Raw genomic sequence first — 24,130 nt, forward strand, 5'->3', positions numbered from 1 at the left:
GACGTGCCCGAGCTAGTGCTGCTGACCGAGCAGCTCAACGCGCCCGTCCCCGGTGGGACCGGCCGGTACACGGCGGAGCTGCTCAAAGCGCTCCGGACGACCGCGCCCGAAGGCTGGAGCGTGACCACCGCGGCCACCGCGAACGCGGACCGCGTCATCAGGGTGCCGCGCCGGGTGCTCGTGGCGCTGTGGGAGCGCGGTCTTCCGCCGAACCCCGGGCCGCACGTGCACGCGCCGACGCCGCTCGCCCCGCGTGCGGGTGCTGTGGTGACGGTGCACGACGTGGTGCCGTGGACCCACCCCGAGACGCTCACGCCGCGCGGGGTCGCGTGGCACCGCAAGGTGATCACGCGCGCGGCGAAGGAGGCCAGGGCGCTGGTCGTGCCGACGAGAGCGGTCGCGGACCAGCTCGGCGCGTTCGTCCCGGTCGAGGTCCCGGTCCACGTGGTCCCGAACGGCGTCACGAATCTTCAGGTGACCGACAGGGCCACCGATCTGCCGGAGAACTACGTCCTCGCGGTCGGCACGATCGAGCCGCGCAAGGGTTTCGACCTGCTCGTGCGGGCCACAGAACGGCTGGGCGTGCCGCTCGTGGTCGTCGGGCCGCAGGGCTGGGGCGGGGTGGACCTGCGGGCGCCGCACGTGCGGCTGCTCGGGCGGGTCAGCGACGAGCGGCTGGCATCGGTGCTGGCAGGGGCCACGGTGCTGGCCGCGCCGAGCCTCGCGGAGGGGTTCGGGCTGCCGGTGCTGGAGGCGATGGCGGCGGGGGTCGCGGTGGTGCACTCCGACGACCCGGCGCTCGTGGAGGTGGCGGGCGGCGCGGGGACCGTGGTCCGGCGCGGTGACCTCGCGTCGCTCACCGAGGGGCTGCGCGCGGTGCTGGCCGATCCGCATCACACGACCGAGGCGGGCATCACTCGCGCGAGTGAGTTCACCTGGGAAAATACTGCGCGTGGTGTTTGGGAAACCCACGTGTAACGGCTCAGATGGAGCATTCGGTGTAAACGGGTTTCGTGATGACCGTACGCTGCTGACCGTGCCGATCGTCGAACCCAGCGTGCTGATCGACGCCACCGCCGTGCCCGCGGACCGAGGTGGCGTCGGGCGATACGTGGATTCGCTCGTCGCGGCGCTCGACGCGGACGGGGCCAAGCTCTCCGTCGTGTGCCAGCCACGTGACGAGGACCTCTTCACGAAGATCGCCCCGAACGCCCGCGTGATCCGCGCCACCGACGCCGTCGCCACCAGGACAGCCCGCCTGACCTGGGAACAGACGACGCTGCCGCGGCTGGTGCGCACCCTGGGCATCGACGTGCTGCACTCACCGCACTACACGCTGCCGCTGGCCAGCAAGGCCGCATCGGTCGTGACGCTGCACGACGCGACGTTCTTCACCGACGCCGTGCTGCACTCCTCGGTCAAAGCGCGCTTCTTCCGCGCGTGGACCCGTGCCTCGCTCAAGCGCGCCGACCTGTGCGTGGTGCCGTCACAGGCCACCGCCGACGAGCTGGTGCGCGTCGCCGGCGCGGACCGCAGGGCGTTGCACATCGCCCAGCACGGCGTCGACACCGAGCGCTTCCACCCGCCGTCGCCCGACGAGATCCTGAACGTGCGGCGCACGTTGTCGTTGGGGGACATGCCTTACGTGGCGTTCCTCGGCGCCCTGGAACCCCGCAAGAACGTGCCGGCGCTCATCCGCGGCTTCGCCCAGGCCGTCTCCGGCCGCGCGGACCCGCCCGCGCTGGTGCTCGCCGGCCAGCCCGGCTGGGACAGCCAGGTCGAACGTGCCCTCGACTCGGTCCCGCACCGCATCCGCGTGATCCGCGCCGGCTACCTGCCGTTCGAACAGCTCGCCGGTTTCCTGGGCGGCGCCGAGCTCGTCGCCTACCCGTCGCTCGGCGAGGGCTTCGGCCTGCCCGTGCTCGAAGCCATGGCGTGCGGCGCGTGCGTGCTCACCACGCGAAGACTGTCGCTGCCGGAGGTGGGGGGCGAGGCGGTCGCGTACTGCGGTGTCGGAGCGGGTGACATCGCGGCGGCGATCGCCGAGTTGTTGGACGACCCGGCCCGCCGATCGTCGCTGGCCACGTCCGGTCAGCTACGCGCGAAGGACTTCTCGTGGGCCGTCAGCGCCGAACGCCACCGCCTCGCCTACGAGCGCGCCGCGCTGATCCGTCACCGCCGCTGACGACGCACGCGTTTTCGGTCAACAACGAACCACTATCGTGTCGCGCGTGAACTACGGCGACGGACTAGGTGTCGTGACGGTCACGTACTCGCCGGGCGAGACGCTGGCACCGTTCGTGGACACCCTCGCGAAGGCGACAACGCGCGAAATCAGGGTGATCCTCGCCGACAACGGCTCCACAGACGGCGTGCCCGAACAGGTGGCCGCCGAACGCGAGCACGTCACCTTTGTGCCGACCGGGGGCAACCTCGGCTACGGCGGCGGAGCGAACCGCGGCGTGGCGGCACTGCCGCACGACGTCGGCTGGATCCTGATCTCCAACCCGGACATCGAGTTCTCCCCCGGCAGCGTCGACGTGCTGATCGACGCGGCCTCCCGCTGGCCGCGGGGCGGCATGTTCGGACCACTCATCCGCGAACCCAACGGCGAGATCTACCCCTCGGCCCGGCTGCTGCCGTCGGTCGGGCGGGGCATCGGGCACGCCCTGTTCGCGGTCGTGTGGCCCGGCAACCCGTGGACCCGCGCCTACCGGCAGGAGCAGGAACCGGTCGAGCGGGAGGCCGAATGGCTGTCGGGCTCTTGCTTCCTGATGCGCCGCGAGGCCTTCGACGCGGTCGGCGGGTTCGACGAGAGGTACTTCATGTACTTCGAGGACGTCGACCTCGGCGACCGGGTGGCGCGGGCCGGGTGGCTCAACGTCTACGTGCCCGAGGCGGAGGTCGTGCACATCGGCGGGCACTCGACGGCCCGGGCCTCGGACCGGATGCTGGCCGAGCACCACCGGTCGGCGTACCGGTACCTGGCGGACCGGCACCGCGGGGTGCTGTGGGCGCCGTTCCGGTGGGCGGTGCGGGTGGGGTTGAAGGTGCGGGTGCGGTTGCTGACCCGGTGAAGTGGCGCGCTCCGGGTGGCTGAGATGCCGCCCGGTTGCGTTGGTGGCCGGTTGCGTTGCGGCCGGTTGCTTCGGCGGTCGGCGGGCACGGCTGTGGGGTTCGGCAGCGGCCGGTAGGCGAGAAAATGGCAACCTGCCAAGGAAAGCGTCTCGCCGACGGCCCGATCAACGTCGTGCGCCGCGTCCCGCGTTCGCACACACCCGATCTTGTCGGTGCCCCTGAGTACCGTGGGCCGCGGGGGACCCGAAACCCGAGGGGACCCCTGCGCGAGCCTGCAAGGGCGCCGGACAACGGGTGAACCCGCTCACCCGACCCCGCCGAGCCCACGATGGACGCACGAGCTCAAGCCGGGCGACGCGACACTGCGATCAATCTCTGTGTGGAAACGGACGCCCACGCGTCGAGGCGCAACTCCGAAGCGCGCAACGCCACAACCGCCGCGCGCCACCAAGCCGTCCACCCCCGAACCACGCGAGTCCGAACTCACACCCCGCGCGCGAAGCGGGCAATCACATGTCGCCGCTCAACCGCTGCGACAGCGACGAACGGGTCGTCTGGTGGTGTGAGACGGTCGGGATCATGCCCGGCTGGACGACCTGGGTGATCTCCGCGTCGTCGGCGGCCTGCGCGGGCAGGGGCTGGGTCGGCATGGGCGGCGGCGGTCCGGCCTGCTGGTGCGGGCGGGGTGACTGCGCCGGGCGCTGCGGCTGGGCCGGGCGGTGCAGCGGGGCCTGACCGGAGGCCTGGGCCGCGGTCAGGATCATCGTGGAGTCCGGGTCGAGGCGCGGGTCCACGGCGTTGACCAGGGTGCGGGGGATCTGGAGGGTGTCCGAGGAGTCCATGGGGGACGTCATGTTGTCCGGCGTCACGATGTTCCGCCCACGTGCGCGGGCGCGGGCGAGCATGGCGTCGGCCCGGTCGCGGGGGTCCATGTCGGATTTTGCTCCTTGCCGGGGACCAGATCCCTGCCGGGACCAGACTCCATCGGACGATCTGCTTCGTGTCAGAGTATTCCGTCGAACGGCTTGCCGTAACGCGGAGGAGGAAAAAGGTGCACGGCGTTGAAGCTGTGGTGCTGGTCGGGGGTAAGGGCACCCGTCTTCGCCCGCTGACCCTGTCCGCTCCCAAGCCCATGCTCCCGACCGCTGGGGTGCCATTTTTGACACACCTGCTGTCGCGGATCAAGGAGGTCGGGATCACCCACGTTGTGCTCGGGACCTCCTACAAGGCAGAGGTGTTCGAGGAGTACTTCGGGGACGGATCGAGGCTCGGGCTGGAGCTCGAGTACGTGGTCGAGGAGGTGCCGCTGGACACGGCGGGGGCCATCAGGAACGTGGCGGACAAGCTGCGCGAGCCCGATGTGATGGTCTTCAACGGCGACATCCTGTCGGGTGTGGACCTGGCCGGGATCGTCGACACCCATCGCGAGCACGCGGCGGACGTCACGCTGCACCTGGTGAAGGTGGCCGACCCGCGGGCCTTCGGGTGTGTGCCGACGGACGAGGAGGGGCGCGTTCAGGCGTTCCTGGAGAAGACCGAGAACCCGCCGACCGACCAGATCAACGCGGGTTGCTACGTCTTCAAGCGCGAGGTCATCGACGCGATCCCGGCGGGCCGGCCGGTGTCGGTGGAACGGGAGACGTTCCCGGGGCTGCTGGAGGCCGGGAAGCGGCTGCAGGGTCACGTGGACGCGACCTACTGGCTGGACCTGGGCAAGCCGGAGGCGTTCGTGCAGGGGTCCGCGGACCTCGTGCGCGGGGTCGCGCCGTCGGCCGCGGTCGCGCAGCCGGGGGACTACCTGGTGCTGGCCGGGGCGAGCGTGCACGAAGGCGCCACGGTCCGGGGCGGCAGCACAGTCGGTGCGAACTGCACGGTGGCCGAGGGTGCGGTGCTCGACGGCGCGATCCTGTTCGACGGGGCCGTGGTCGGTGAGGGCGCCGTGGTCGAACGGTCGATCATCGGTGCCGGTGCGCTGGTGCAGGCCGGCTCGGTGCTCAGGGACGCGGTCGTGGGCGACTCGGCGGTGATCGGGGCGCGGTGTGAGCTGATCGGCGGGGCGCGCGTGTGGCCGGGCGTGGTGCTGCCGGAGGCCGGCGTGCGCTTTTCGACGGATGCCTGAGAGGAGCTGGACACCACCGTTCCCGCTCGACCTGGGAGCGGTGCTCCTGCCGTTGCGCCGCGGGCCGGGTGACCCGTCCTTCAGCACGGAGGGCGGCGTCTGGTTCGCGGCGAACACCCCGTGCGGGCCCGGCACGATGCACGTCACGCGCACCGGCGGCGAAGTGCGCGCCGAGGCGTGGGGCGAGGGCGGCCCGTGGCTGCTCGACGGCCTGCCCGCCCTGCTCGGCGCGGACGACCCCGTGGACGAGTTCGTCGCGCACCACGACGTCGTCGCCGAGGCGCGCAGGCAGCGGCCGGGTCTGCGGCTGGGCAGCACGGGCCGGGTCTGGGACCTGCTGTTCGCCTCGATCCTGGAGCAGAAGGTCACCGGTCTCGAAGCGTTCCGCACGTGGCGGGAGCTGGGCCGCCGGTTCGGTGAGCCGGCGCCGGGGCCGATGCCGCTGAAGGTGCCGCCGACGCCGCAGCGGTTGCTGGGCCTGCGGGACTGGGAGTGGCACCAGTGCGGGCTGGACGGTGCCCGGCGCAGGACGTTGGTCAACGCCGCCCAGGTCGCGCACCGGCTGGAGAAGGCCGCCGAGATGCGGAGCCGGGAGCTGCTGGAGAAGGTGCCCGGCATCGGCGTGTGGACCTCCGCCGAGGTCGCGCAACGGTCGTGGGGCGACCCGGACGCGGTCAGCGTCGGCGACTACCACGTGGCGAAGAACGTCACGTGGGCGTTGACCGGCACGCCCGGCGACGACGACGGGATGATGGAGCTGCTGGCGCCCTACACGCCGCAACGGCACCGCGCCGTCTGCTACCTGCTGGCCGCGGGCCTGCGGCGGCCGCGGCGGGCACCGCGGTTCTCGCCGCGCGACTACCGCCGGTTCTAGCCGCGCGGTGTCACCGGCGCAGGCGGGCCAGCGCCGACTCGATCAACGGGTGCAGGTCGTCCACGTTGTCCGGCAACCCGTCCAGCGGCCACCACTGCAGGTCCACCGACTCGGCCGACCGCACCGGCCGCGCACCGACCGGCGCCCGCACCAGGAACCGCACGTCGAAGTGCCGCGTCGGCACGCCCAGCGAGCACGTGATCGGGTGCACGTCGAGGTGGATCGGTGTCGGCTCGATCCGCAGGCCGCGCATGCCGGACTCCTCGGTGGCCTCGCGCAACGCGGCCGCCGTCAGCGTCTCGTCGCCGGGCTCGCAGTGGCCGCCGAGCTGCAGCCACCGGCCCACGCGCGGGTGCAGCGTCAGCAGCGCGTGCTCCGCCGTGGCGTCCAGCACCAGCGCGGAGGCCGTGAGGTGGCCCGGTTCGCACGACCGCTGACAGGCGTCCTCGCGGGCCGCCAGGAAGCCCAGGTAGGCCTCCTTCAACGCGTCCTGGCCCACGAAGCCGCGCAGCGTCGCGACGGCGTCGGCGTGCAGTGTCACAGCTCGATCAGTCCTTCCAGCGGCTCGCGGGGGACGAGCGGCTCCAGCGGGTGGCCCACGGCCACGGCGCCCAGCGGCTCCCACTCCGGCGGCACCCCCAGCACGGAACGCACGACGTCCGCGCAGAAGATCGTCGACGACACCCAGCACGAGCCGAGGCCCTCGGCGGCCAGCGCCACCAGCAGCCCCTGCACGGCGGCGCCACCGGCAATGGTGAACATCGTCTTCTCGGCGTCGGCCCTGCGCTCGTCGGGGTAGCCGTGGGCGCCCTCGCGGACCAGGAACGGCACCACGACCTCCGGCGCCTCCACCAGCAGGTCGCCCCGGCGCACCCGGCGCGCGACCTGCTCGTCGGTGAACCCGTCACCGCGCAGGTCGGCCTCCCACCGCTCGCGCATTGCGCGCAGCAGCTCGGCCCGCTTCTCGCGCACCAGCACGAACCGCACCGGCCTGGTGTGGTGCGGCGCGGGGGCGGTCAGCGCCGCACCGACCGCGCGCTTCACGGCGGCCAGGTCCACCGGCTCGTCCGAGTAGAACCGCACGGACCTGCGCAGCAGCACGGCCTCGGCGCGGCCCTGGGCCAGCGCCTCCTCGGTGCCGAGCCGGAACAGGTCTTGCTCGGTCGGCCGGACGAGCTCACGGGCCGTGGAGCCGTCGTCGACCACGTCGAGCCCGCGCAGCACCGCCACCGGCATGGCGCCGAGCTTGCCCTTGACCAGGTCGGCGGCCGCCGCGATCTCGTCGGCGACGGCGATCATCGTCACGGCGAGCTCGTTGCCGTGCCGGTCGACCGAGCCCGCGTAGTCGTGCAGCACGCGGAGGCCGGACGAGCCGATCGCGGCGTCGGTCTGGCCGACCCGCCACGCGCGGCCCATGGTGTCCGTGACGACCACGGCCACCTCGACGCCGAGCAGGGTCTTCAGCGCGCCGCGCAACGCCGCCGCCGAGCCGTCCGGGTCGACCGGGAGCAGCGCGATCTCGTCACCGGCCACGTTCGAGGCGTCTACACCCGAGGCGGCCTGCACGATGCCGAGCTTGTTCTCGGTGATCAGGGTCCTGCCCTTGCGCGCGAGCACCCGCACCGACTCGGCGGCGACGTGCTCGCGGCGGATCCGGTCGCGTTCCTCCGGGTCGGTGGGCACGGCGACCAGCCTGCCCTCCACTTTGGACAGCACCTTGGAGGTGACGACCAGCACGTCGCCGTCGCGCAGCCACGGCGCGGCGGCCGCGATCGCACCGGCCAGGTCGTCGCCGGGCCGGAACTCCGGCAGGCCCGGCACCGGCAGCAGCTCCAGGGCGGCCGGTGCGGCGTGGTCAGCCAACGTCGACTCCGGCGAGGTCGAGCGCGGCACGGGCCATCTGCGCCGTCGCGTCCACATCGGACATCAGCAGTGGGACCGCGCGCACGGCCACACCCGGCACGTCGGCGCGGTCGCCGGTGTGGACCAGCCACGCGTCGAGGATGCCGTCCTCCGAGCACTTGCGGGAGCCGTACAGCCGGCCGACCGCCTCGGCCGTCGTCTCCAGACCGATCGCGTCCAAACAAGCGTCGGCCATGCCCCGCAACGGTTTCCCGCCGATGATCGGCGACAGGCCCACGACACCGGCCTCGGTCTTGCGCAGCGCGTCCCGCACGCCGGGCACGTTCAAGATCGTGCCGATGCTCACAACCGGGTTCGAGGGGGCCAGGACCACCGCGTCGGCCTCGGCGATCGCCTCCAGCACGCCGGGGCCCGCGGTCGCGGTCTCGGCGCCGACGAACGCGAACGACTTCGCGCGCACACCCGCGCGGTGCTTGACCCACCACTCCTGGAAGTGGATCGCCTTCGTCTCGTCGTCGAGCTCGACGACGACGTGCGTCTCCACCCGGTCGTCCGACATCGGCAGCAGCCGCACGCCCGGCTGCCAGCGGTCGCACAACGCCTCGGTGACCGCGGACAGCGGGTACCCGGCGCGCAGCATCCTGGTGCGGACGAGGTGCGTGGCGATGTCCCGGTCGCCGAGCCCGAACCAGGTCGGCTCGGCGCCGTAGGCCACCAGCTCGTCCTTGACGGTCCACGACTCGCCCGCACGGCCCCAGCCGCGCTCGGAGTCGATGCCGCCGCCCAGCGTGTACATGCAGGTGTCGAGGTCGGGGCAGATGCGCAGCCCGTGCATCCACACGTCATCGCCGGTGTTCACCACCGCGGTGACGTCGGCTCCCAGGTGCTTGAGCCCTTGCAGGAACCTCGCGCCGCCGACCCCGCCGACCAGTGCTACGACCTTCACGTCAACCCATGCTTCCACAGCCGGTCGGACGGCCTGGAGTCAGCGCCAGAACATGAAGTTCTCAGAGCCGTAGAACGCCGCGATGGTGTTGCCGCCCATGAGCTCGAACAGCCACGTCGACACCCGCCACAGCAGCAGGCTCACCTCGGAGAAGGTGAACAGCACCGCGAACAGCACCAGCGGGGCCCACGGCCGGACCTTCGCGCCGAACTGCTGGGCCTGGTACGACATGAACGGCTCCCAGACGCCCCACCCGTCGAGACCGGGGATCGGCAGGATGTTCAGCACGAACGCGAGCACCTGCAACAAAGCGAGGTACGAAATGGCCGCCATCAGCGCGGCCGGCGGCGAGAACAGCACCACGACCCCGACGAGCAGAGCGCCGATCACCAGGTTGCTGGCCGGGCCGGCGAGCGAGACCAGCGACTCGACCTTCTTCGAGCGCAGCGCGTGGTGGTTGATCCACACGGCGCCGCCGGGGAGCGGGATCCCGCCGAGCGCGAGCAGCACCAGCGGCAGGACGATGCTCAGCACCGGGTCGGTGTAGCGGCGGATGTCGAGGGTCAGATAACCCTTGTCGCGCACCGAGAAGTCGCCACCCTTGTAAGCGACCGCCGCGTGCCCGAACTCGTGCAGGCACAGCGTCACCGCCCAGCCTGCGAGTACGAAGAGGATGGTGCCGGAGATGACCGCCACATCGCCTTCGAACAGGGTGAGAACAGCTCCGGCGGCGGTCGCCGCGAGCAGGCCGAGGAACAGTGGACTGGGGCGCACCGCTGATCGCTTCACCCCACCAGTGTGGCGTGTCGGCTGGCGCCGTGGGCCGTTCGGGGACCCGTTACGACACGTGGATCACTGTCCGTGCTGCCAGTCAAGGTCTTTGCGGCCATCCGCGCGAATATCCCCCGACGTGTGGACTCGGCTTGACCCCCCGCTGTGACGCAGGTGTAATCACATCGGTGTCATTCGTCGTTGTGGGAACGGCGACTGGCGTCCGCCAACCGGGGAGAGCGGAAGGCGAGGAGGCGGACGAAATGCAGGAATTCGAAGAAGATCACGTCGCGCAGCCGGTCGTACAGGGCGAACTGTCGTACCTGTTCGACCCAGCCGACGAGCAGGACTGGCAGGAACGCGCCCTGTGCGCGCAGACGGATCCCGAGGCGTTCTTCCCCGAAAAGGGTGGTTCGACGCGGGAGGCCAAGCGCATCTGTCTGGGTTGCGAGGTGCGTTCGGAGTGCCTTGAGTACGCGCTCCAGCACGACGAACGGTTCGGCATCTGGGGCGGTCTCTCGGAGAGGGAACGCCGCAAGCTGAAGAAGCGAGCGGTCTAGCCGCGCGCGGAAGTGTGATCTTTTTGCCCTAACTTGAGGGAGTGACAAGCCCTCACCCGAGGCTCCGGACCGCGCCGGTGCTGTGCGTCCTGGTCTGCCACGACGGCGACCAGTGGCTCAGCACGGCGCTGTCCGCCTTGCGGCGTCAGCGAATTCGTCCTCGGCACGTGATCGCGGTCGACACCGGATCCCACGATCGCACCGCGACCGTGCTGAACCAGTCAGGGCTGTCCGAGTCCGACGGTCTGCTGGACGGCGTGCTCTCCCTGCCGCGCGGTACCGGTTTCGCGACCGCCGTGCGGATCGCGGTCGAGCACGCCGTCGAACGCTGGGGTGATCCCGGCAGGTGGCTGTGGCTGTTGCACGACGACAGCGCACCCGAACCGGACTGCCTCGCGGCACTGCTGACCGCCGCCGAGGTCTCGCCGTCGGCCGCGGTGCTCGGTCCGCTGTGCCTCGATTGGGTGGATCCTCGGCTCGTCGTGGAGGCGGGTCTGTCGACCGACGCCTCCGGGCACCGGCAGACCGGGCTGTCCTCCGCCGAGCACAGCGCGTCGTTCCAGCAGAGCACCGAGGTGCTCGCGGTCTCCTCGGCCGGCTCGCTGATCCGCCGCGAGGTCTGGCACGAGCTCGGCGGCTACGACGAGGCGATGCCGTTGCTGCGCGACGACCTCGACTTCGGCTGGCGGGTCAACCGCGCGGGGCATCTGGTGCTTTGCGTACCGGTTGCCCGAATGCGGCACGCGCGTGCCGCGACCAAGGGCGCACGCCGTCTGGACGCGGCCATGGCACGGCCCGGTCCGTCGTTCCGCGGTGTCGACCGCGCGCACGGCATGCGCACGTTTCTGGTCAACACATCGGGTTTCTCGTTCCTCATCGGACTCCCGCGCCTGCTGTTGTTGTCCTTGTTGCGTGCTTTGGGATTCCTGCTGCTCCGACGTCTCGCCGACGCGCACGCGGAAGTGGGCGCCGCCCGGTACCTGCTCACCCGCGGCCGGTTGCTCGAAGGCCGCCGGGCCCGGCGTGGTTCCGCGGTGGTGCCGGGGCTGTTCACGAGCCGGCTGACCCGGTTCCGCAACGCCCTGCGCGCCGGTGCCGCGTTCCTGATCCGCCGCCGGGTCGAGGCCGACGCCGCGCTGGGTCGTTTGCCCGCAACCGATTCCGGTGCCACCTGGCTCGAACCGTCCGAAGTGGACGTGCCACGACCGGTCGGCCCGTCCGCGCTGCCCGCGGGTGCGCGCGGCCGGCCGCGGGTCGCCGGCCTGCGCCGTCCACCGGTCGTGGTCACGGTCGACGCGGCGCTGCCGGGGGCGTTGCGGCCGTCACCGAAGCCGCGGCCGTCGCCGGGACCGCGCCACGACATGGTGTTCGTCGAGGTCGACCAGGGCCGGATGCTGCGCTCGCTGCTGCTGGCGCCGCCGGTGCTGCTGGTGCTGGGCCTGTCTGCGGTGGCGCTGGCCGCCAACTGGTCGCGGCTCGGCCTCGACCTCGCGGGCGGCCGGTTGCTGCCGGTCGGCTCGGTCGGTTCGGTGTGGTCGTCGTACCTGGCGTCGTGGCACCCGGTCGCCGGCGGCACCGCGGCACCGGCCCCCGCCGCGCTGGCGGTGCTGGGACTCGTGCCCGGCGGACCGCAGTTCGCGGTCGCCCTGCTGCTCCTGTTCGACCTCCCGCTGGCCGCCTTGTCGGCGTACATCGCTTCCCGCGGCATGCGCGTACGGCGTTCCGTGCGCGCGGTGGTCGCCGCGTTCTACGGCTTGCTGCCCGTGTCGACAACGGCCGTCGCCGAGGGTCGTGTGGACGTCGTCGTCGTGCACGTCGTCACGCCGTTGGTGTTCGCCGGCGTGTACGCCGTCTTGCGCGCGTCGTCCACCCACGCCTGGCTCGCCACGGCCTCGGGAACGGCGATCGGCGTCGCGGTGCTCGGCGCGTTCTCGCCGCTGAGCCACGTGGTCGTGCTGGTGGGCGCCCTGGTCGGCTTCGTGGCCGTGTCGGGTGGCGCACGCCGCATCGCCGCGCTGTTCGCGATCGTCCTGCTGCCGATGGCGTTGCTGCTGCCGTGGCCCGCCGTGCTGCTGCAACACCCCGAGATGGTCCTGAACGGCCTCGGCGCGGCCTACGACTCACCGGCGCCGAACCTGATCGTGTGCTCGGTGTTCGTCGCCGCCGCCTTCGCCGCCGCGGTCCTGCGCCCGAACAGGTCGATGCTGCCCGGCCTGTTCGTGATCGTGCTGGCGATCGGCGCCTTGGCCGCCGTCACCGCCGCACGGGCCTGGCCGGGTGCGCCGCTGGTGATCCTGGCGTGGGGTCTCGTCCAGGTGGTGCTGGCGGGTTGTCAGCGCGGCGTCGCCCCCGGTGTCGCCGGCCACGCGCGGGTGCGGCGCGCCGTGTACGTCGCCGGGGTGGTGACGCTGGTCAGCCTGGGCGTGGCGGGCCTGCTGGACTTGCGGACCGGTCCGCTGCGGGCCGGCGGCGGCGAGCGGCTGAGCCCGTCGCTGACCGCCGAACTGGAACGCACCGGCCGTTCGGTGCTGATCATCGGCACACCGACCCGCCAGGTCGCCGGCCGCATGCCCGCCTTCGGCGACGACGACCTCGTGCCGACCACGTCGTCGCCGGCCCGCCTGCGGCGGTGGACCACGTCACTGCTCGACGGCTCGTCTTCGGCCGTGGGCGTGGCATTGGCGCAGGCGGCGTCGTCCGGGGTGTCGTTCGTGGTCATGCCCTCGAACGCGGCCGCCGACCGCGTGCGTTCCGCGGCGGGGGAGCTGGTGTCGCCGGCGCCGCCGACGACGGACGGCCGCCCGGTGCTGCGGGTGCGCCTGACCGCCGACACGGGCGTCCTGCTGCCCCCCGACCTGGCCCGCCGCGCCCGCACCGGCGGCGACCCGCCGTCGGCCGCGACCGAGATGGTGCCGGTGAACGTGACGCTGCCGGACGTGGCGGTGCGGGTCTCGCCGGGCTCCGAGGGGCGGGTGCTGGTGCTCGCGGCGGAGGACGAGCCGGGCTGGGAGGTGTACGTCGACGGCCAGCGGGTGCCCGTCGTGCGGGCGTGGGGTCACCTCGTCGGGGTGCCGCTGCCGGGCGCGGCGGCGGAGGTGAGGGTGACGATGAGCACAACGCTGCGGGACCTGCTGCTGCTCGCCCAGACCGCGGCGGCGTTGTTCACGTTCCTGACGGCGATCCCGACCCGGTCCGGGCCACGCCCTCCTCGCCCGGAGGGACGGCCCGTGCCGCGGCCTTCTCGCCGCTAGGAGCGGCCGGCCGCTGCCTTCGCGGGCCGAGGGTCCGCCCGTGCCGCGGGCTTCCCGGCCCGAGGGGTGGAGCGCATAGCGCCGTGTTGCTCGGCCGAGGGACGTCCCGCGCTGCGGCGTTCCCAGTCCGAGGGGATGCCCGTGCCGCAGCCTTCCTGGCCCGAGGGGTGGAGCGCGTAGCGCCGTGTTGCTCGGCCGAGGGGACGGAGCGCGTTGCGCCGTGTGCTGCTGGGCGCGAGGGACGTCCCGCGCTGCGACGTTCTCAGTCCGACGGGCTGCCCGTGCTGCAGCCTTCCCGGCCCGAGGGGAGTAGCGCATAGCGCCGTACTGCCCGGACGAGGCGACGGCGCGCGAAGCGCCGTGCGTTGCTGGGCCCGAGGGAGTGACGCGCATAGCGCCGTGTGCTGCTCCACACACACGAGCCCGCCGGGTTCCCCCAATTCCGATTTTACTCGGCGGGTCCGACAACGAGCCGTGCTCCACCACGCGTGGACCCGCCCGCCCATTCACCCACAGGACCCTCCCCAGCCTCATTTCGTCGTACGCGGGGCCCTTTCGTACGCCAGGAGCGCACGAAAGGGCCCCGCGTACGACGAAGACGAAGCGGGAGGCGGAGGAACGACGGGCTCAGCCCTCGTCGATCACGTCCGGGTCCAGACCGAGGTAGTTCGCCACCTGCTCCACCAGCACGTCGTGCACCAGGTCGGCGAGGTCCGCGCCGTCCTTCGCGCGCGCTTCCAGCGGCCGCCGGTACAGCACGATGCGCGCCCGCTGGTCCGATCCGGCCGGCAGCAGGCGGGCGAGCGGGACGTTGCCGTCCTCGACCACGCCGTCCTCGCCCTCGACCTGCACGTCGGGGACGTCGTCGACGGCCACGTCGAGCTGGGTGAGCTCGGTGCGCCAGCGGGCCTCGATGGGCTCCAGGGCCTCGATCACCAGGGCGTCGAAGCGTTCCGCGCGGGAACGGGCCGCGGGCAGGGTGGCCGGGTAGAGCGGGCCGCGCAGGCCTCGGCCGTGCCGGTCGCGGCTGCGCCGACGCGACGAATCCTGCCGCCGTGAACCCCTTGCCATCACCACAACCCAGCAGCCTAGTTGCTTCCCCGCGCGACCAAACACAGCGTGCCTCACACACAGCCCCGCGTGGACGCGCTATCGTCCCCGATCGTGCGGAGCGTGAGACGGTGCTCGCGAACCGGGTGTGCTAACCCGGCTGTCGCCACGCTCACCTACGCCTATGCGGACTCCACCGCAGTCGTCGGACCGCTCGCCACGTACTCCGAACCGCACAGCTACGACCTGTGCGAGGAGCACGCGATGCGGCTCACGGCGCCGCGCGGCTGGGAGGTCGTGAGGCATCAGGGTGAGTTCGCGGCACCCGAGCCGAGCGTGGACGACCTGACGGCCTTGGCCGAGGCCGTGCGCGAGGCCGGGCGAGCAGATGTGACCCCGAAGCTGCCTGAGGTCCCAGCGGGGACCCAGCGGCGCGGTCACCTGCGCGTTCTTCCGGATCCGCACGAGGACTGAGCGCTCAGGCCACGACCACACGCACCACTGATCTGCTCGCCGGTAGGCTGCCCTGGCAGTGGCCGTCAAGAGCGAGTTTCGGGAGTGTGCGGCGTGCGTGACCTGTCCGGCATCGTCAAGGCGTACGACATCCGCGGGGTGGTCGGCGAACAGCTGGACGCCGGTGTGGTCCGGGACTTCGGCGCGGCCTTCGCGCGCCTGGTCGGTGGACCCGCGATCGTGATCGGGCACGACATGCGCGACTCGTCGCCGGAGCTGTCCAGGGCGTTCGCCGAGGGCGCCCGGGCGCAGGGCGTCAACGTGATCAGCATCGGTCTGGCCAGCACCGACATGCTCTACTTCGCCTCCGGCAAGCTCGACCTGCCCGGCGCGATGTTCACCGCGAGCCACAACCCGGCGCAGTACAACGGCATCAAGCTCTGCCGCGCGGGCGCGAGCCCCGTCGGCCAGGACACCGGTCTCGCGCAGATCCGCCAGGACGCCGAGAACCAGGTCCCGGACGCGGAGGGCGTCGAGCCCGGCACGTTCGAGGAGCGCACCATGCTCGTCGACTACGCGGCGTACCTCAACGAGCTGGTCGACCTGAAGAACATTCGCCCGCTCAAGATCGTCGTGGACGCGGGCAACGGCATGGGCGGCTACACCGTGCCCCAGGTCTTCGAGGGCCTGCCCATCGAGGTCGTGCCGATGTACTTCGAGCTCGACGGCAGCTTCCCCAACCACGAGGCGAACCCGCTCGACCCCAAGAACATCGTCGACCTGCAGGAACGCACCAAGGCCGAGGGTGCCGACGCCGGTGTCGCGTTCGACGGCGACGCGGACCGCTGCTTCGTCGTGGACGAGAACGGCGACCCGGTCAGCCCCTCCGCGATCACGGCGCTGGTCGCCGTGCGCGAGCTGGCCAAGGACCCCGGCGGCACGGTCATCCACAACCTGATCACCTCGCACGCCGTGCCGGAGATCGTGCGCGAGCACGGCGGCAACCCCGTGCGCACCCGCGTCGGCCACTCGTTCATCAAGGAGGAGATGGCCAAGACCGGCGCCATCTTCGGTGGCGAGCACTCGGCGCACTACTACTTCCGCGACTTCTGGCGTGCCGACACCGGCATGCTGGCCGCGCTGCACGTGCTGGCCGCGCTCGGCGAGCAGGACGGCCCGCTGTCGGCCCTGACCGCGGACTACAACCGCTACGCCGCCTCCGGTGAGATCAACTCCACGGTGACCGACCAGGCCGGCCGCATCGCCGCCATCAAGGACGCCTACGGCGCGAAGGACGGCGTCACGATCGACGAGCTGGACGGTCTGACCGTGCAACTGCCGGACGGGTCGTGGTTCAACCTCCGCGCCTCGAACACCGAGCCGCTGCTGCGCCTGAACGTCGAAGCCCCCACGCCCGAGGCCGTCGCCGCGCTGAGCGGCGACGTGCTCGCGATCGTGCGGGCCTGAGGAGAACATCGTGGCCGTCAAGCTCGAAGAGCAGTTGCTGCAGATCCTCGCCTGCCCGTGCCCCGAGCACGCACCGCTGCGGGTCGGGACGCCGGACGACCCGGAGGCGGACTTCCTCACGTGCACCGCGTGCGGGCGTTCGTTCCCGGTCCGCGACGGCATCCCCGTCCTCCTGCTCGACGAGGCCGTCGAGCCGCCGTCGGCTGGGTGACCCGGTGCTCGACGACACGCTGCTCGACGACGCGAGCCGCCTGACCGACGCCGACACCGGCGGCTGGCTGCGTGCCGCCGCACGGGCCGGCGCGCAGGTCCGCTCCACCGCCGAGGCCGCGGCCGAGGCGGGCGTGGAGCGGGTCTTCGCCGAACGCCCGCGCGCGGTCGTGCTGGTCACCCGGCCCGGCCACGCGGTCGCGGTGGCCGGCGTCGTCGTGGCGTTGCTCGGCCCCGGCTGTCCGGTGCCGGTCGTGGTGTCCGACGAGGTGCCGCCGTGGGTCGGCGCGCTCGACGTGGTGCTCGCCCACACCGAGGACCCCGGCGACCGGGTGCTCGCCGAGTCGATCGACCGCGCCGGCCGCAGGGGCGCGCGGACGCTGGTGACCGCGCCGGACTCCGGACCGGTCGCCGCCGCGGCCGCCGGCCAGGCCGTGCTGCTGCCGCCGCGGGTCGACGTGCCGCCGGGCTTCAGCTTCCACCGCGCGCTCGCCGCGTGGCTCACGGTGCTGGGCTCGCTGGGCCTGCTCAAGGTGGACGTGTCGCTGATCGCGGACGAGCTCGACCGCGAGGCGGAACGCGACCACCCGGTGCACGAGTCGTTCGTCAACCCGGCCAAGTCACTGGCCCTGCGGGTGGCCGACCGCACGCCGCTGCTGTGGGGCCTGGACGACGTCGCCACGTCGGTCGGCGTGCACGGGGCGGGGGTGCTGGCCGCGTTCGCCGGGGTTGCCTCCGACGTCGCCGGGTACCCGCAGGCACTGACCCGTCCGGTGCTGCACCGCCGCGCGGTGCAGGGGACCTCCGGCGCCGACCTGTTCGCCGACCCGGACGACGAGATCGGTGGTCTGGTCCGCGTGCTGCTGCTGGCCGTGCGCCAAGGCCCGGTGGCCGAGGCGCTGCGCCGTGCCGCGGAAGACGCTCTGCCAGGAGCCGACGTGCTCGAACCGGCGGTCGAGGTGGCGGGAGGCGACGCGGTCAGCGCCGCGCTGCTCGCGCTCCGCTTCGAGCTCGCCGCGTTGTACCTCGGGCTGGCCGCCGGGACGCTCGGTGGCAACCCGTACTGAGTTGGGGAGCTGAACGGATAGTGGACCTGCTGCACAACGCGGTCAGGCCGTACGCGTGGGGTTCACGCACGGCCATCGCAGAGCTGCTCGGGAAGGAGGTGCCCGCACCCCATCCCGAGGCCGAGCTGTGGATGGGCGCCCACCCCGGCGACCCGTCCCGCGTGGTCGGCCGGGACGGGACCCAGCACTCGCTGCTCGACCTGCTGTCGGCCGACCCGGACAACCAGCTCGGACCGCGCGTGGCCGGGCGGTGGGGCAGCCGGCTGCCGTTCCTGCTCAAGGTGCTCGCCGCCGAGGAGGCGCTGAGCCTGCAGGCGCACCCGTCCGCGGCCCAGGCGGCGGAGGGCTTCGCCGCGGAGGAGGCGGCCGGCGTGCCGCGCGACGCCGCGGTGCGCAACTACAAGGACCCGGCCGCGAAGCCGGAGCTGGTCTGCGCGCTGACCGAGTTCCACGCCCTCGCCGGCTTCCGCGCACCGGACCGCACGGCGGCGCTGCTGCGGTCGCTCGACGCACCCGCTCTCGCGCCGTACACCGAGATGCTCGTGGCACAGCCGGACTCCTCCGGCCTGCGCGCGTTGTTCACGATGCTGATCACGCTGCCGCAGACGTCGCTGAGCGTCCTGCTGCCGCAGGTGCTGGACGCGTGCGTGCTGCACGTGAAGGAGCACGGCGAGTTCGACCTGGAGTGCCGCACGATCCTGGAGCTCGGCGAGTCCTACCCCGGTGACGCGGGCGTGCTGGCCGCGATGCTGCTCAACCGGATCGTCCTGCAGCCCGGCGAGGCGATCCACCTGCCCGCCGGCAACCTGCACGCCTACCTGCGCGGCACCGGCATCGAGATCCTCGCAAACTCCGACAACGTGCTGCGCTGCGGCCTCACCCCGAAGCACGTCGACGTGCCGGAGCTGTTGCGGGTGCTGGACTTCGCGTGCGACGACATGCCCGTGTCGACCGGCGAGGAGGTCGCGCCCGGTGTGCGCGTCTACCGCACGCCCGCGCCGGAGTTCGAGCTGTCGCGACTGGACGTGACGGACGAGACCCTCATCGACCACGACGGCCCGCAGATCATGATCTGCACGGACGGCGCGGCGGTGCTGTCCAACGCGCGCGGCGAGGAGCTGCACCTCACCCGCGGCCAGTCCGTGTGGCTGCCCGCGTCGGACCCGGCCGTGCTCGTGCGACCGGATGGTGTCGAATCCGCCCAGCTTTTCCGCGCGACCGCCGGAACAGACTAAGGTTCACGACCGGACAAAGCGGACTGGTCTCGGCCAGGACAGGTTGCGAGGAGACACGCGTGTCAGCAGGAGGCGGTAGCAAGGCCATCATCGCGGCGCTATTGGCTAACGCCGGTATCGCGGTGGCCAAGTTCGTCGGATTCTTGATCACCGGCTCGTCGTCGATGCTGGCCGAGTCGGTGCACTCGCTCGCCGACACGTCGAACCAGGGCCTGTTGCTGCTCGGCCAGAAGACGGCCCGGCGCAGGGCGACGAGGCTGCACCCGTTCGGCTTCGGCCGCGACCGCTACTTCTGGTCGTTCGTCGTCGCCCTGATGCTCTTCACCCTCGGCTCGGTCTTCGCGCTCTACGAGGGCATCCACAAGCTGCAGCACCCGGAGCCGCTGACGAACCCGCTGGTCGCCGTCGCGATCCTGCTGGTGGCCATCGGCCTCGAGTCCTACAGCTTCATGACCGCCATCAAGGAGTCGAAGCTCATCAAGGGCGACGCCACCTGGTGGGGCTTCATCCGCAACTCCCGCACCCCCGAACTCCCGGTGGTGCTGCTGGAGGACGCGGGCGCGCTGATCGGCCTGGTGCTCGCCCTGCTCGGCGTGGGCCTGTCGACCGTCACCGGCAACCCGGCCTTCGACGCGCTCGGCACCATCGCGATCGGCGTGCTGCTCGGCGTCATCGCCGTCATCCTGATCATCGAGATGAAGTCGCTGCTGATCGGTGAGGGCGCGTCCGACGCCGACCTCGACGCGATCTGCGACGAGCTCGCCGCCGGCAAGGTGCAGCGCGTCATCCACATCAAGACGCAGTACATCGGCCCCGAGGAGCTCCTGGTCGCCGCGAAGATCGCCCTGGAGCCGCAGCTGCCGCTCGACCAGGTCGCGCAGGCGATCAACGACGCCGAGCTGCGGGTGCGCAACCGGGTGCCGCACGCGCGCCTCATCTACCTGGAGCCGGATCTGGACCGCACGACGGTCGCCAGCTCCTGACGTTCCGCTTCGAAGCCCGTCCCGGTTCCGCCGGGGCGGGTTTCGTCTTGTCCGGGACCGGGAAGCACGGAGGTCCTGACAACGTCCGAACAGCGCTGTGGGGATCTCACCTGGTGAAACGTCTAGGGTGGGCCGGACGCGTTCCATTGAGGAGGTATCCATCGTGCCGGGCAACGGGTTGTGGCGCACGAAGTCGATCGAGCAGTCGATCGCGGACACGGACGAGCCGGACACCAAGCTCCGCAAGGATCTCACCGCGTGGGACCTGACCGTGTTCGGCGTCGCGGTCGTGATCGGTGCCGGCATCTTCACGCTCACGGCGAGCACCGCGGGCAACCTGGCGGGGCCGTCGGTGTCGCTGGCGTTCGTGCTGGCGGCGGTCGCGTGTGCGCTGGCGGCGTTGTGCTACGCCGAGTTCGCGTCGACGGTGCCGGTGGCGGGAAGCGCTTACACGTTCTCGTACGCCACGTTCGGCGAGTTCGCGGCGTGGATCATCGGCTGGGACCTGGTGCTGGAGTTCGCGCTCGGGTCCGCGGCGGTGGCGAAGGGCTGGTCGATCTACCTGCAGACGGTGCTGGGGCAGCTCGGCATCCACGTGAAGACGACGCTCGCGATCGGGCCGGTCGACTTCGACTGGGGTTCGGTCGTGCTGATCGGCGCGCTGACGGCGTTGCTGGTCGTCGGCACGAAGCTGTCGTCGCGGGTCAGCGCGGTGATCACGACGATCAAGGTGGCCGTGGTGCTGCTGGTGATCATCCTCGGCATCCAGTACGTCAAGGCGGAGAACTACACGCCGTTCATCCCGCCCGCGGAGTCCGGCGGCGGTGCGCACACCGGCGTCGACCAGTCGCTGCTGAGCGCGATCACCGGGTTCGGCGGCAGCTCGTACGGCACGCTGGGGCTGCTGGCCGCCGCGAGCCTGGTGTTCTTCGCGTTCATCGGGTTCGACGTCGTGGCGACCACGGCGGAGGAGACCAAGAACCCGCAGAAGGCGGTGCCGCGCGGCATCCTCGGGTCGCTCGCGATCGTCACCGTCCTGTACGTCGCGGTGTCGCTGGTGATCACCGGCATGGTGCCGTACGAGAAGCTCAAGACGCAGCCCGACGGGTCGCGTGCCACGCTGGCCAGTGCGTTCGCCGAGAACGGCGTCACGTGGGCGGCCACGGTCATTTCGGTCGGCGCGCTCGCCGGTCTGACGACCGTCGTCATGGTGCTGATGCTGGGCCAGAGCCGGGTGCTGTTCGCGATGTCGCGGGACGGCCTGCTGCCGCGCGGTCTCGCGAAGACCGGCAAGCACGGCACGCCGACGCGCATCACGGTCATCATCGGCTTCGTCGTCGCGATCGCGGCCGGCTTCACCTCGATCGGCACGCTCGAAGAGATGGTCAACGTGGGCACGCTGTTCGCGTTCATCCTCGTGTCCGGCGGTGTGCTGGTGCTGCGCAGGACCCGGCCGGACCTGCCCCGTGGGTTCCGGGTGCCGCTGGTGCCGTTCGTGCCGATCCTCGCGATCCTCGCCTGCCTGTGGCTGATGCTGAACCTGACCGTGTTCACCTGGATCCGGTTCCTGGTGTGGATGGTGCTCGGTGTCGGCGCCTACTTCGTCTACAGCCGACGCAACTCGGGGCTGGCGAAGCAGAACGAGAAGACCAGCACCAACTAATCTGCGCACCATGGCGAACCCGCGGTGGCTGTCCGAGGAGGAGACGTACGCCTGGCACCACTTCGTCCAGGCGTACCACCTCCTCGAACGGCAGATCGAGCAGCAGTTGCAGCGCGACGCGGGGCTTTCGCACGCGCAGTACAACGTGCTGATCGTGCTGTCCGAACAGCCCGGTCACCGCATGCGGATGACCGAGCTGGCCCGCCGCGTGGTGGTGTCGAAGAGCTCGCTGACCTACCAGATCGGCAAGCTGGAGAAGTCGGGGCTCGTGCGGCGGGAACCGCACGAGTCCGACGAACGCGGCATCGTCGCCGTGCTCACCGAGGCAGGTCAGGCGCTGCTCACGACCACCGCGCCCGGCCACGTCGAGACCGTGCGCGAGTACCTGGTGGACCTCTTCACACCGGAACAGCTCGCGCAGCTCGGCGCGTTCATGAAGGTCGTGCACGAGAAAGCCGACGACTAGAACGCCGGCGGCACCACCGGTTCCGGAGCCGGACCCACACCGCCGCCGGGGCCGGACCGGCCACTGTGGACAGGTCCGCCCTCGAAGATCCCCTTGGGTGTGAGCTCCGCGGTGCGTTAGCTTGCCTTGTGATCCTGTGCCTCGACGTCGGTTCCACCTGGACCAAGGCCGCTCTCGTCACCGAAGAGGGCGAGCTGGTCCGCACGGGACAGCACCCGACCACCCCGCCCGAGGTGTTGCACGGCATCGACGCGCTGCGCGGGTCCGTGGGCGACGGCGAGGTTCTCGCGTGCTCGTCGGCCGGTGGCGGGCTGCGGCTCGCGGTCGTCGGCCAGGAACGCGTGGTCAGCGCCGAGGCCGGGTACCGGGTGGCGCTGAGCGCGGGCGCCAAGGTCGTGCACGTCAGCGCCGGACCGGTCGACGTGCACGCGTTGCGCGCGGCCGCCCCCGACCTCGTGCTGCTGGTCGGCGGCACGGACGGCGGCGACCGGTCGGTCCTGCTGCACAACGCCGCGAAGCTCGCCCGCGTCGCCGTGCCGATCGTGCTGGCCGGCAACGCCGAGGCGCAGCCGGAAGCGTTGGAGCTGCTGGCGAAGCGGACCGTCGTGGCGTGCCCGAACGTGCTGCCCGACGTCGGCAGGCTCGCACCGGAACCCGCCCGCAGGGCGATCAGGGAAGCGTTCCTGCAGCACGTGATCGGCGGCAAGGGCCTGTCGCGCGGGCAGCGGTTCCGCCGGCTCGTCCGCGCCGTGACACCGGACGCCGTGCTGGCCGGTGTCTCCCGGCTGGCCGCCCAGGAACGTGAGGGCGCGGTGCTGGTGGTCGACGTCGGCGGCGCCACCACGGACGTCTACTCCGCGGTGTCCACCGCGGACGGTGAAGGCGTGGAACGCACCGTGGCCCTGCCGCCGGACCGCCGCACCGTCGAGGGCGACCTGGGCATGCGCTGGTCGGCACCCGGCGTGGTCAAGGAGGCCCACGCCGAACGCCTGACCACCGAGGACCTCACGGCGGAGGCGAGGAAGCGGGCCGAGAACGTCGGCTGGCTGCCGGAAGACCCCGCCGTGGACACGAAACTGGCGTCGTTCGCCGCGATCCTGGCCGTCCGCAGGCACCTGCGGCAGGTCGACGGCCAGCTCGGCCCGCACGGCGCGGGGCTGCTCGTGCTGTCCGGCGGTGTCTTCCGGCACGCGGCGGACCTCGCGCCGATCGAGGAGGCGTTGCGCGGCGACCCGGTGCTGCGGCCGGTGCTGCGGACCGCGGCGATCACCGTCGACCGCGACTACGTGCTGGCACCGGTGGGCCTGCTCGCCGGGTCGGGGCGCCTCGACGCCGCCGACCGGCTGGCGGAACGGCTCAGCTGACCTGGTCTTCCTGCTCGTCGTCGACGAACTCCAGCAGGTCGCCCGGCTGGCACTCCAGCACCCGGCACATGGCTTCGAGCGTGCTGAACCGCACGGCCTTCGCACGGCCGTTCTTCAGCACCGCGACGTTCGCCGGCGTCAGCCCGACCTTCTCCGCGAACTCGCCGACGCTCATCTTGCGCTTGGCCAGCTCGACGTCGATGCGCACGACGATCGCCATCAGATCACCGACTCCATGTCGGCGCGCAGCGTCGTGGCGCGTTGCAGCAGCGCCCGCATCACGACCAGCACGAGTCCGACCACGCTCACCCCCGTCGTGAACAAGAAGAACAGCACCAGCACACCGGGGTCGTCCGCGTTGAGGCCGACCCACACGAACACCCCGACCAGCACGACCCACGCGGCCGCGACCGCCCAGACCATCACGTCGACCCACCTGATCGCCGCATCGGTGAAGATCAGATCTTTGCGCACCAGGGTGAGCAGCTTCCAGGTGGCCACGACCACCACCTGCACGCACACCACCCAGAACACCGAGACGATCGTCGACGGCCACCGCAGGTAGGCCTCTTCCGGGTGCTGCTGCGCCATGTACGCGTACTGGCCGGGGAGCGAGAACGTCTCCAGCATGACGAGGATCCCGAACAGCGCCGCGAGGAAGAACCGGAGGGCTGTCACCGCCCAGCGTTCAGAAATCATGCATCGAGTAT

At 71.7% G+C, this 24,130-nt stretch carries 24 protein-coding genes; 16 read left to right on the plus strand and 8 right to left on the minus strand.

The window, feature by feature from the left end:
• Nucleotides 1–3 precede the first annotated feature (3 nt).
• Genes ADL03_RS50930 through ADL03_RS35290 form a run of 3 tightly spaced genes read left to right on the plus strand, consistent with a single transcriptional unit; the run spans nt 4 to nt 3,077 of the window.
• Nucleotides 4–978, plus strand: coding sequence for a glycosyltransferase family 1 protein (locus tag ADL03_RS50930; RefSeq protein ID WP_053737949.1), 975 nt, complete (start codon nt 4–6; stop codon nt 976–978).
• A 58-nt stretch (nt 979–1,036) separates the two neighbouring features.
• A complete protein-coding gene (locus ADL03_RS35285) occupies nt 1,037–2,185 on the plus strand; it encodes a glycosyltransferase family 1 protein (protein WP_231642671.1) in 1,149 nt (382 codons plus the stop codon).
• A 46-nt stretch (nt 2,186–2,231) separates the two neighbouring features.
• Entirely contained in the window at nt 2,232–3,077 is an 846-nt protein-coding gene (locus ADL03_RS35290; RefSeq protein ID WP_197288923.1) for a glycosyltransferase family 2 protein, read from the plus strand.
• A gap of 510 nt (nt 3,078–3,587) precedes the next feature.
• On the opposite strand, the gene ADL03_RS35295 is transcribed toward ADL03_RS35290, so the two are convergent.
• Nucleotides 3,588–4,010, minus strand: coding sequence for a hypothetical protein (locus ADL03_RS35295; RefSeq protein ID WP_053737951.1), 423 nt, complete (start codon nt 4,008–4,010; stop codon nt 3,588–3,590).
• Nucleotides 4,011–4,129: 119 nt separating this feature from the next.
• On the opposite strand from ADL03_RS35295, the gene ADL03_RS35300 reads away from it, so the two are divergent.
• Nucleotides 4,130–5,197, plus strand: a complete 1,068-nt coding sequence (locus ADL03_RS35300; protein WP_053737952.1) for a sugar phosphate nucleotidyltransferase — start codon at nt 4,130–4,132, stop codon at nt 5,195–5,197.
• A complete protein-coding gene (locus ADL03_RS35305; protein ID WP_053737953.1) occupies nt 5,190–6,071 on the plus strand; it encodes a DNA-3-methyladenine glycosylase in 882 nt (293 codons plus the stop codon). Before ADL03_RS35300 ends, ADL03_RS35305 begins: the two co-directional genes overlap by 8 nt.
• Nucleotides 6,072–6,081: 10 nt before the next feature.
• Here the strand turns inward: ADL03_RS35305 and ADL03_RS35310 are convergent, their stop codons facing one another.
• From ADL03_RS35310 to ADL03_RS35325, 4 genes are read right to left on the minus strand one after another with little or no spacing between them, the layout of a single operon-like run.
• Nucleotides 6,082–6,612, minus strand: a complete 531-nt coding sequence (locus ADL03_RS35310) for an NUDIX hydrolase (RefSeq protein ID WP_053737954.1) — start codon at nt 6,610–6,612, stop codon at nt 6,082–6,084.
• Nucleotides 6,609–7,934, minus strand: coding sequence for a coenzyme F420-0:L-glutamate ligase (locus ADL03_RS35315; RefSeq protein WP_053737986.1), 1,326 nt, complete (start codon nt 7,932–7,934; stop codon nt 6,609–6,611). The genes ADL03_RS35310 and ADL03_RS35315 overlap by 4 nt, the downstream gene beginning before the upstream one ends.
• Complete coding sequence (gene cofD / locus ADL03_RS35320; RefSeq protein ID WP_053737955.1) at nt 7,927–8,880, minus strand: 2-phospho-L-lactate transferase; 954 nt, start codon at nt 8,878–8,880, stop codon at nt 7,927–7,929. The genes ADL03_RS35315 and cofD overlap by 8 nt, the downstream gene beginning before the upstream one ends.
• Before the next feature lie 39 nt (nt 8,881–8,919).
• A complete protein-coding gene (locus tag ADL03_RS35325; protein WP_082373742.1) occupies nt 8,920–9,669 on the minus strand; it encodes a site-2 protease family protein in 750 nt (249 codons plus the stop codon).
• Between the two features lie 245 nt (nt 9,670–9,914).
• On the opposite strand from ADL03_RS35325, the gene ADL03_RS35330 reads away from it, so the two are divergent.
• Together ADL03_RS35330 and ADL03_RS35335 are read left to right on the plus strand one after the other, a co-directional pair.
• Nucleotides 9,915–10,211 carry a WhiB family transcriptional regulator gene (locus tag ADL03_RS35330; RefSeq protein WP_045315329.1) on the plus strand — a complete coding sequence of 99 codons (297 nt, stop codon included), beginning with the start codon at nt 9,915–9,917 and terminating at the stop codon, nt 10,209–10,211.
• 41 nt (nt 10,212–10,252) lie between these two features.
• Nucleotides 10,253–13,462, plus strand: coding sequence for a glycosyltransferase family 2 protein (locus ADL03_RS35335; protein ID WP_053737957.1), 3,210 nt, complete (start codon nt 10,253–10,255; stop codon nt 13,460–13,462).
• Nucleotides 13,463–14,089: 627 nt separating this feature from the next.
• On the opposite strand, the gene ADL03_RS35340 is transcribed toward ADL03_RS35335, so the two are convergent.
• Complete coding sequence (locus ADL03_RS35340) at nt 14,090–14,533, minus strand: metallopeptidase family protein (RefSeq protein ID WP_053737987.1); 444 nt, start codon at nt 14,531–14,533, stop codon at nt 14,090–14,092.
• 93 nt (nt 14,534–14,626) lie between these two features.
• Here ADL03_RS35340 and ADL03_RS35345 point away from each other — a divergent pair, with 93 nt between their 5' ends.
• The 9 genes from ADL03_RS35345 to ADL03_RS35385 all read left to right on the plus strand — a co-directional run bounded on the left by ADL03_RS35345 (nt 14,627) and on the right by ADL03_RS35385 (nt 23,420).
• The gene (locus tag ADL03_RS35345; protein ID WP_197288925.1) at nt 14,627–14,986 is read left to right on the plus strand and encodes a DUF3499 domain-containing protein; all 360 of its coding nucleotides are present in this window, start codon (nt 14,627–14,629) and stop codon (nt 14,984–14,986) included.
• Between the two features lie 93 nt (nt 14,987–15,079).
• Nucleotides 15,080–16,432, plus strand: coding sequence for a phosphomannomutase/phosphoglucomutase (locus ADL03_RS35350; RefSeq protein WP_053737958.1), 1,353 nt, complete (start codon nt 15,080–15,082; stop codon nt 16,430–16,432).
• Nucleotides 16,433–16,442: 10 nt separating this feature from the next.
• Nucleotides 16,443–16,643 carry a Trm112 family protein gene (locus ADL03_RS35355; protein WP_053737959.1) on the plus strand — a complete coding sequence of 67 codons (201 nt, stop codon included), beginning with the start codon at nt 16,443–16,445 and terminating at the stop codon, nt 16,641–16,643.
• A 4-nt stretch (nt 16,644–16,647) separates the two neighbouring features.
• A complete protein-coding gene (locus tag ADL03_RS35360) occupies nt 16,648–17,709 on the plus strand; it encodes an SIS domain-containing protein (RefSeq protein ID WP_053737960.1) in 1,062 nt (353 codons plus the stop codon).
• 20 nt (nt 17,710–17,729) lie between these two features.
• A complete protein-coding gene (manA, locus tag ADL03_RS35365) occupies nt 17,730–18,944 on the plus strand; it encodes a mannose-6-phosphate isomerase, class I (RefSeq protein ID WP_053737961.1) in 1,215 nt (404 codons plus the stop codon).
• A 59-nt stretch (nt 18,945–19,003) separates the two neighbouring features.
• Entirely contained in the window at nt 19,004–19,927 is a 924-nt protein-coding gene (locus ADL03_RS35370) for a cation diffusion facilitator family transporter (protein ID WP_053737962.1), read from the plus strand.
• A 163-nt stretch (nt 19,928–20,090) separates the two neighbouring features.
• Nucleotides 20,091–21,590 (plus strand): amino acid permease, encoded by a 1,500-nt coding sequence (locus ADL03_RS35375; protein WP_053737963.1) that lies wholly within the window; start codon nt 20,091–20,093, stop codon nt 21,588–21,590.
• A gap of 10 nt (nt 21,591–21,600) precedes the next feature.
• Nucleotides 21,601–22,056, plus strand: a complete 456-nt coding sequence (locus ADL03_RS35380; RefSeq protein ID WP_053737964.1) for a MarR family winged helix-turn-helix transcriptional regulator — start codon at nt 21,601–21,603, stop codon at nt 22,054–22,056.
• Between the two features lie 128 nt (nt 22,057–22,184).
• Nucleotides 22,185–23,420 carry a glutamate mutase L gene (locus tag ADL03_RS35385; RefSeq protein WP_053737965.1) on the plus strand — a complete coding sequence of 412 codons (1,236 nt, stop codon included), beginning with the start codon at nt 22,185–22,187 and terminating at the stop codon, nt 23,418–23,420.
• On the opposite strand, the gene ADL03_RS35390 is transcribed toward ADL03_RS35385, so the two are convergent.
• Both ADL03_RS35390 and ADL03_RS35395 read right to left on the minus strand, forming a co-directional pair.
• Nucleotides 23,413–23,640: a helix-turn-helix transcriptional regulator gene (locus tag ADL03_RS35390; protein ID WP_053737966.1), complete on the minus strand. Its 228-nt coding sequence runs from the start codon at nt 23,638–23,640 to the stop codon at nt 23,413–23,415. The two genes, ADL03_RS35385 and ADL03_RS35390, sit on opposite strands and share 8 nt — an antisense overlap.
• Nucleotides 23,640–24,119 (minus strand): DUF2975 domain-containing protein, encoded by a 480-nt coding sequence (locus ADL03_RS35395; RefSeq protein ID WP_053737967.1) that lies wholly within the window; start codon nt 24,117–24,119, stop codon nt 23,640–23,642. The genes ADL03_RS35390 and ADL03_RS35395 overlap by 1 nt, the downstream gene beginning before the upstream one ends.
• Nucleotides 24,120–24,130: the final 11 nt, after the last annotated feature.

This window comes from Nocardia sp. NRRL S-836 (genome assembly GCF_001279525.1).
Lineage (GTDB): Bacteria > Actinomycetota > Actinomycetes > Mycobacteriales > Pseudonocardiaceae > Lentzea.

Bases quoted from the DNA above. Each gene is read 5' to 3' on its own strand.
- ADL03_RS35395 (WP_053737967.1), bottom strand. From the start codon at position 24,119: ATGATTTCTGAACGCTGGGCGGTGACAGCCCTCCGGTTCTTCCTCGCG.
- ADL03_RS35305 (WP_053737953.1), top strand. From the start codon at position 5,190: ATGCCTGAGAGGAGCTGGACACCACCGTTCCCGCTCGACCTGGGAGCG.
- ADL03_RS35330 (WP_045315329.1), top strand. From the start codon at position 9,915: ATGCAGGAATTCGAAGAAGATCACGTCGCGCAGCCGGTCGTACAGGGC.
- ADL03_RS35390 (WP_053737966.1), bottom strand. From the start codon at position 23,640: ATGGCGATCGTCGTGCGCATCGACGTCGAGCTGGCCAAGCGCAAGATG.
- ADL03_RS35340 (WP_053737987.1), bottom strand. From the start codon at position 14,533: ATGGCAAGGGGTTCACGGCGGCAGGATTCGTCGCGTCGGCGCAGCCGC.
- ADL03_RS35295 (WP_053737951.1), bottom strand. From the start codon at position 4,010: ATGGACCCCCGCGACCGGGCCGACGCCATGCTCGCCCGCGCCCGCGCA.
- ADL03_RS35380 (WP_053737964.1), top strand. From the start codon at position 21,601: ATGGCGAACCCGCGGTGGCTGTCCGAGGAGGAGACGTACGCCTGGCAC.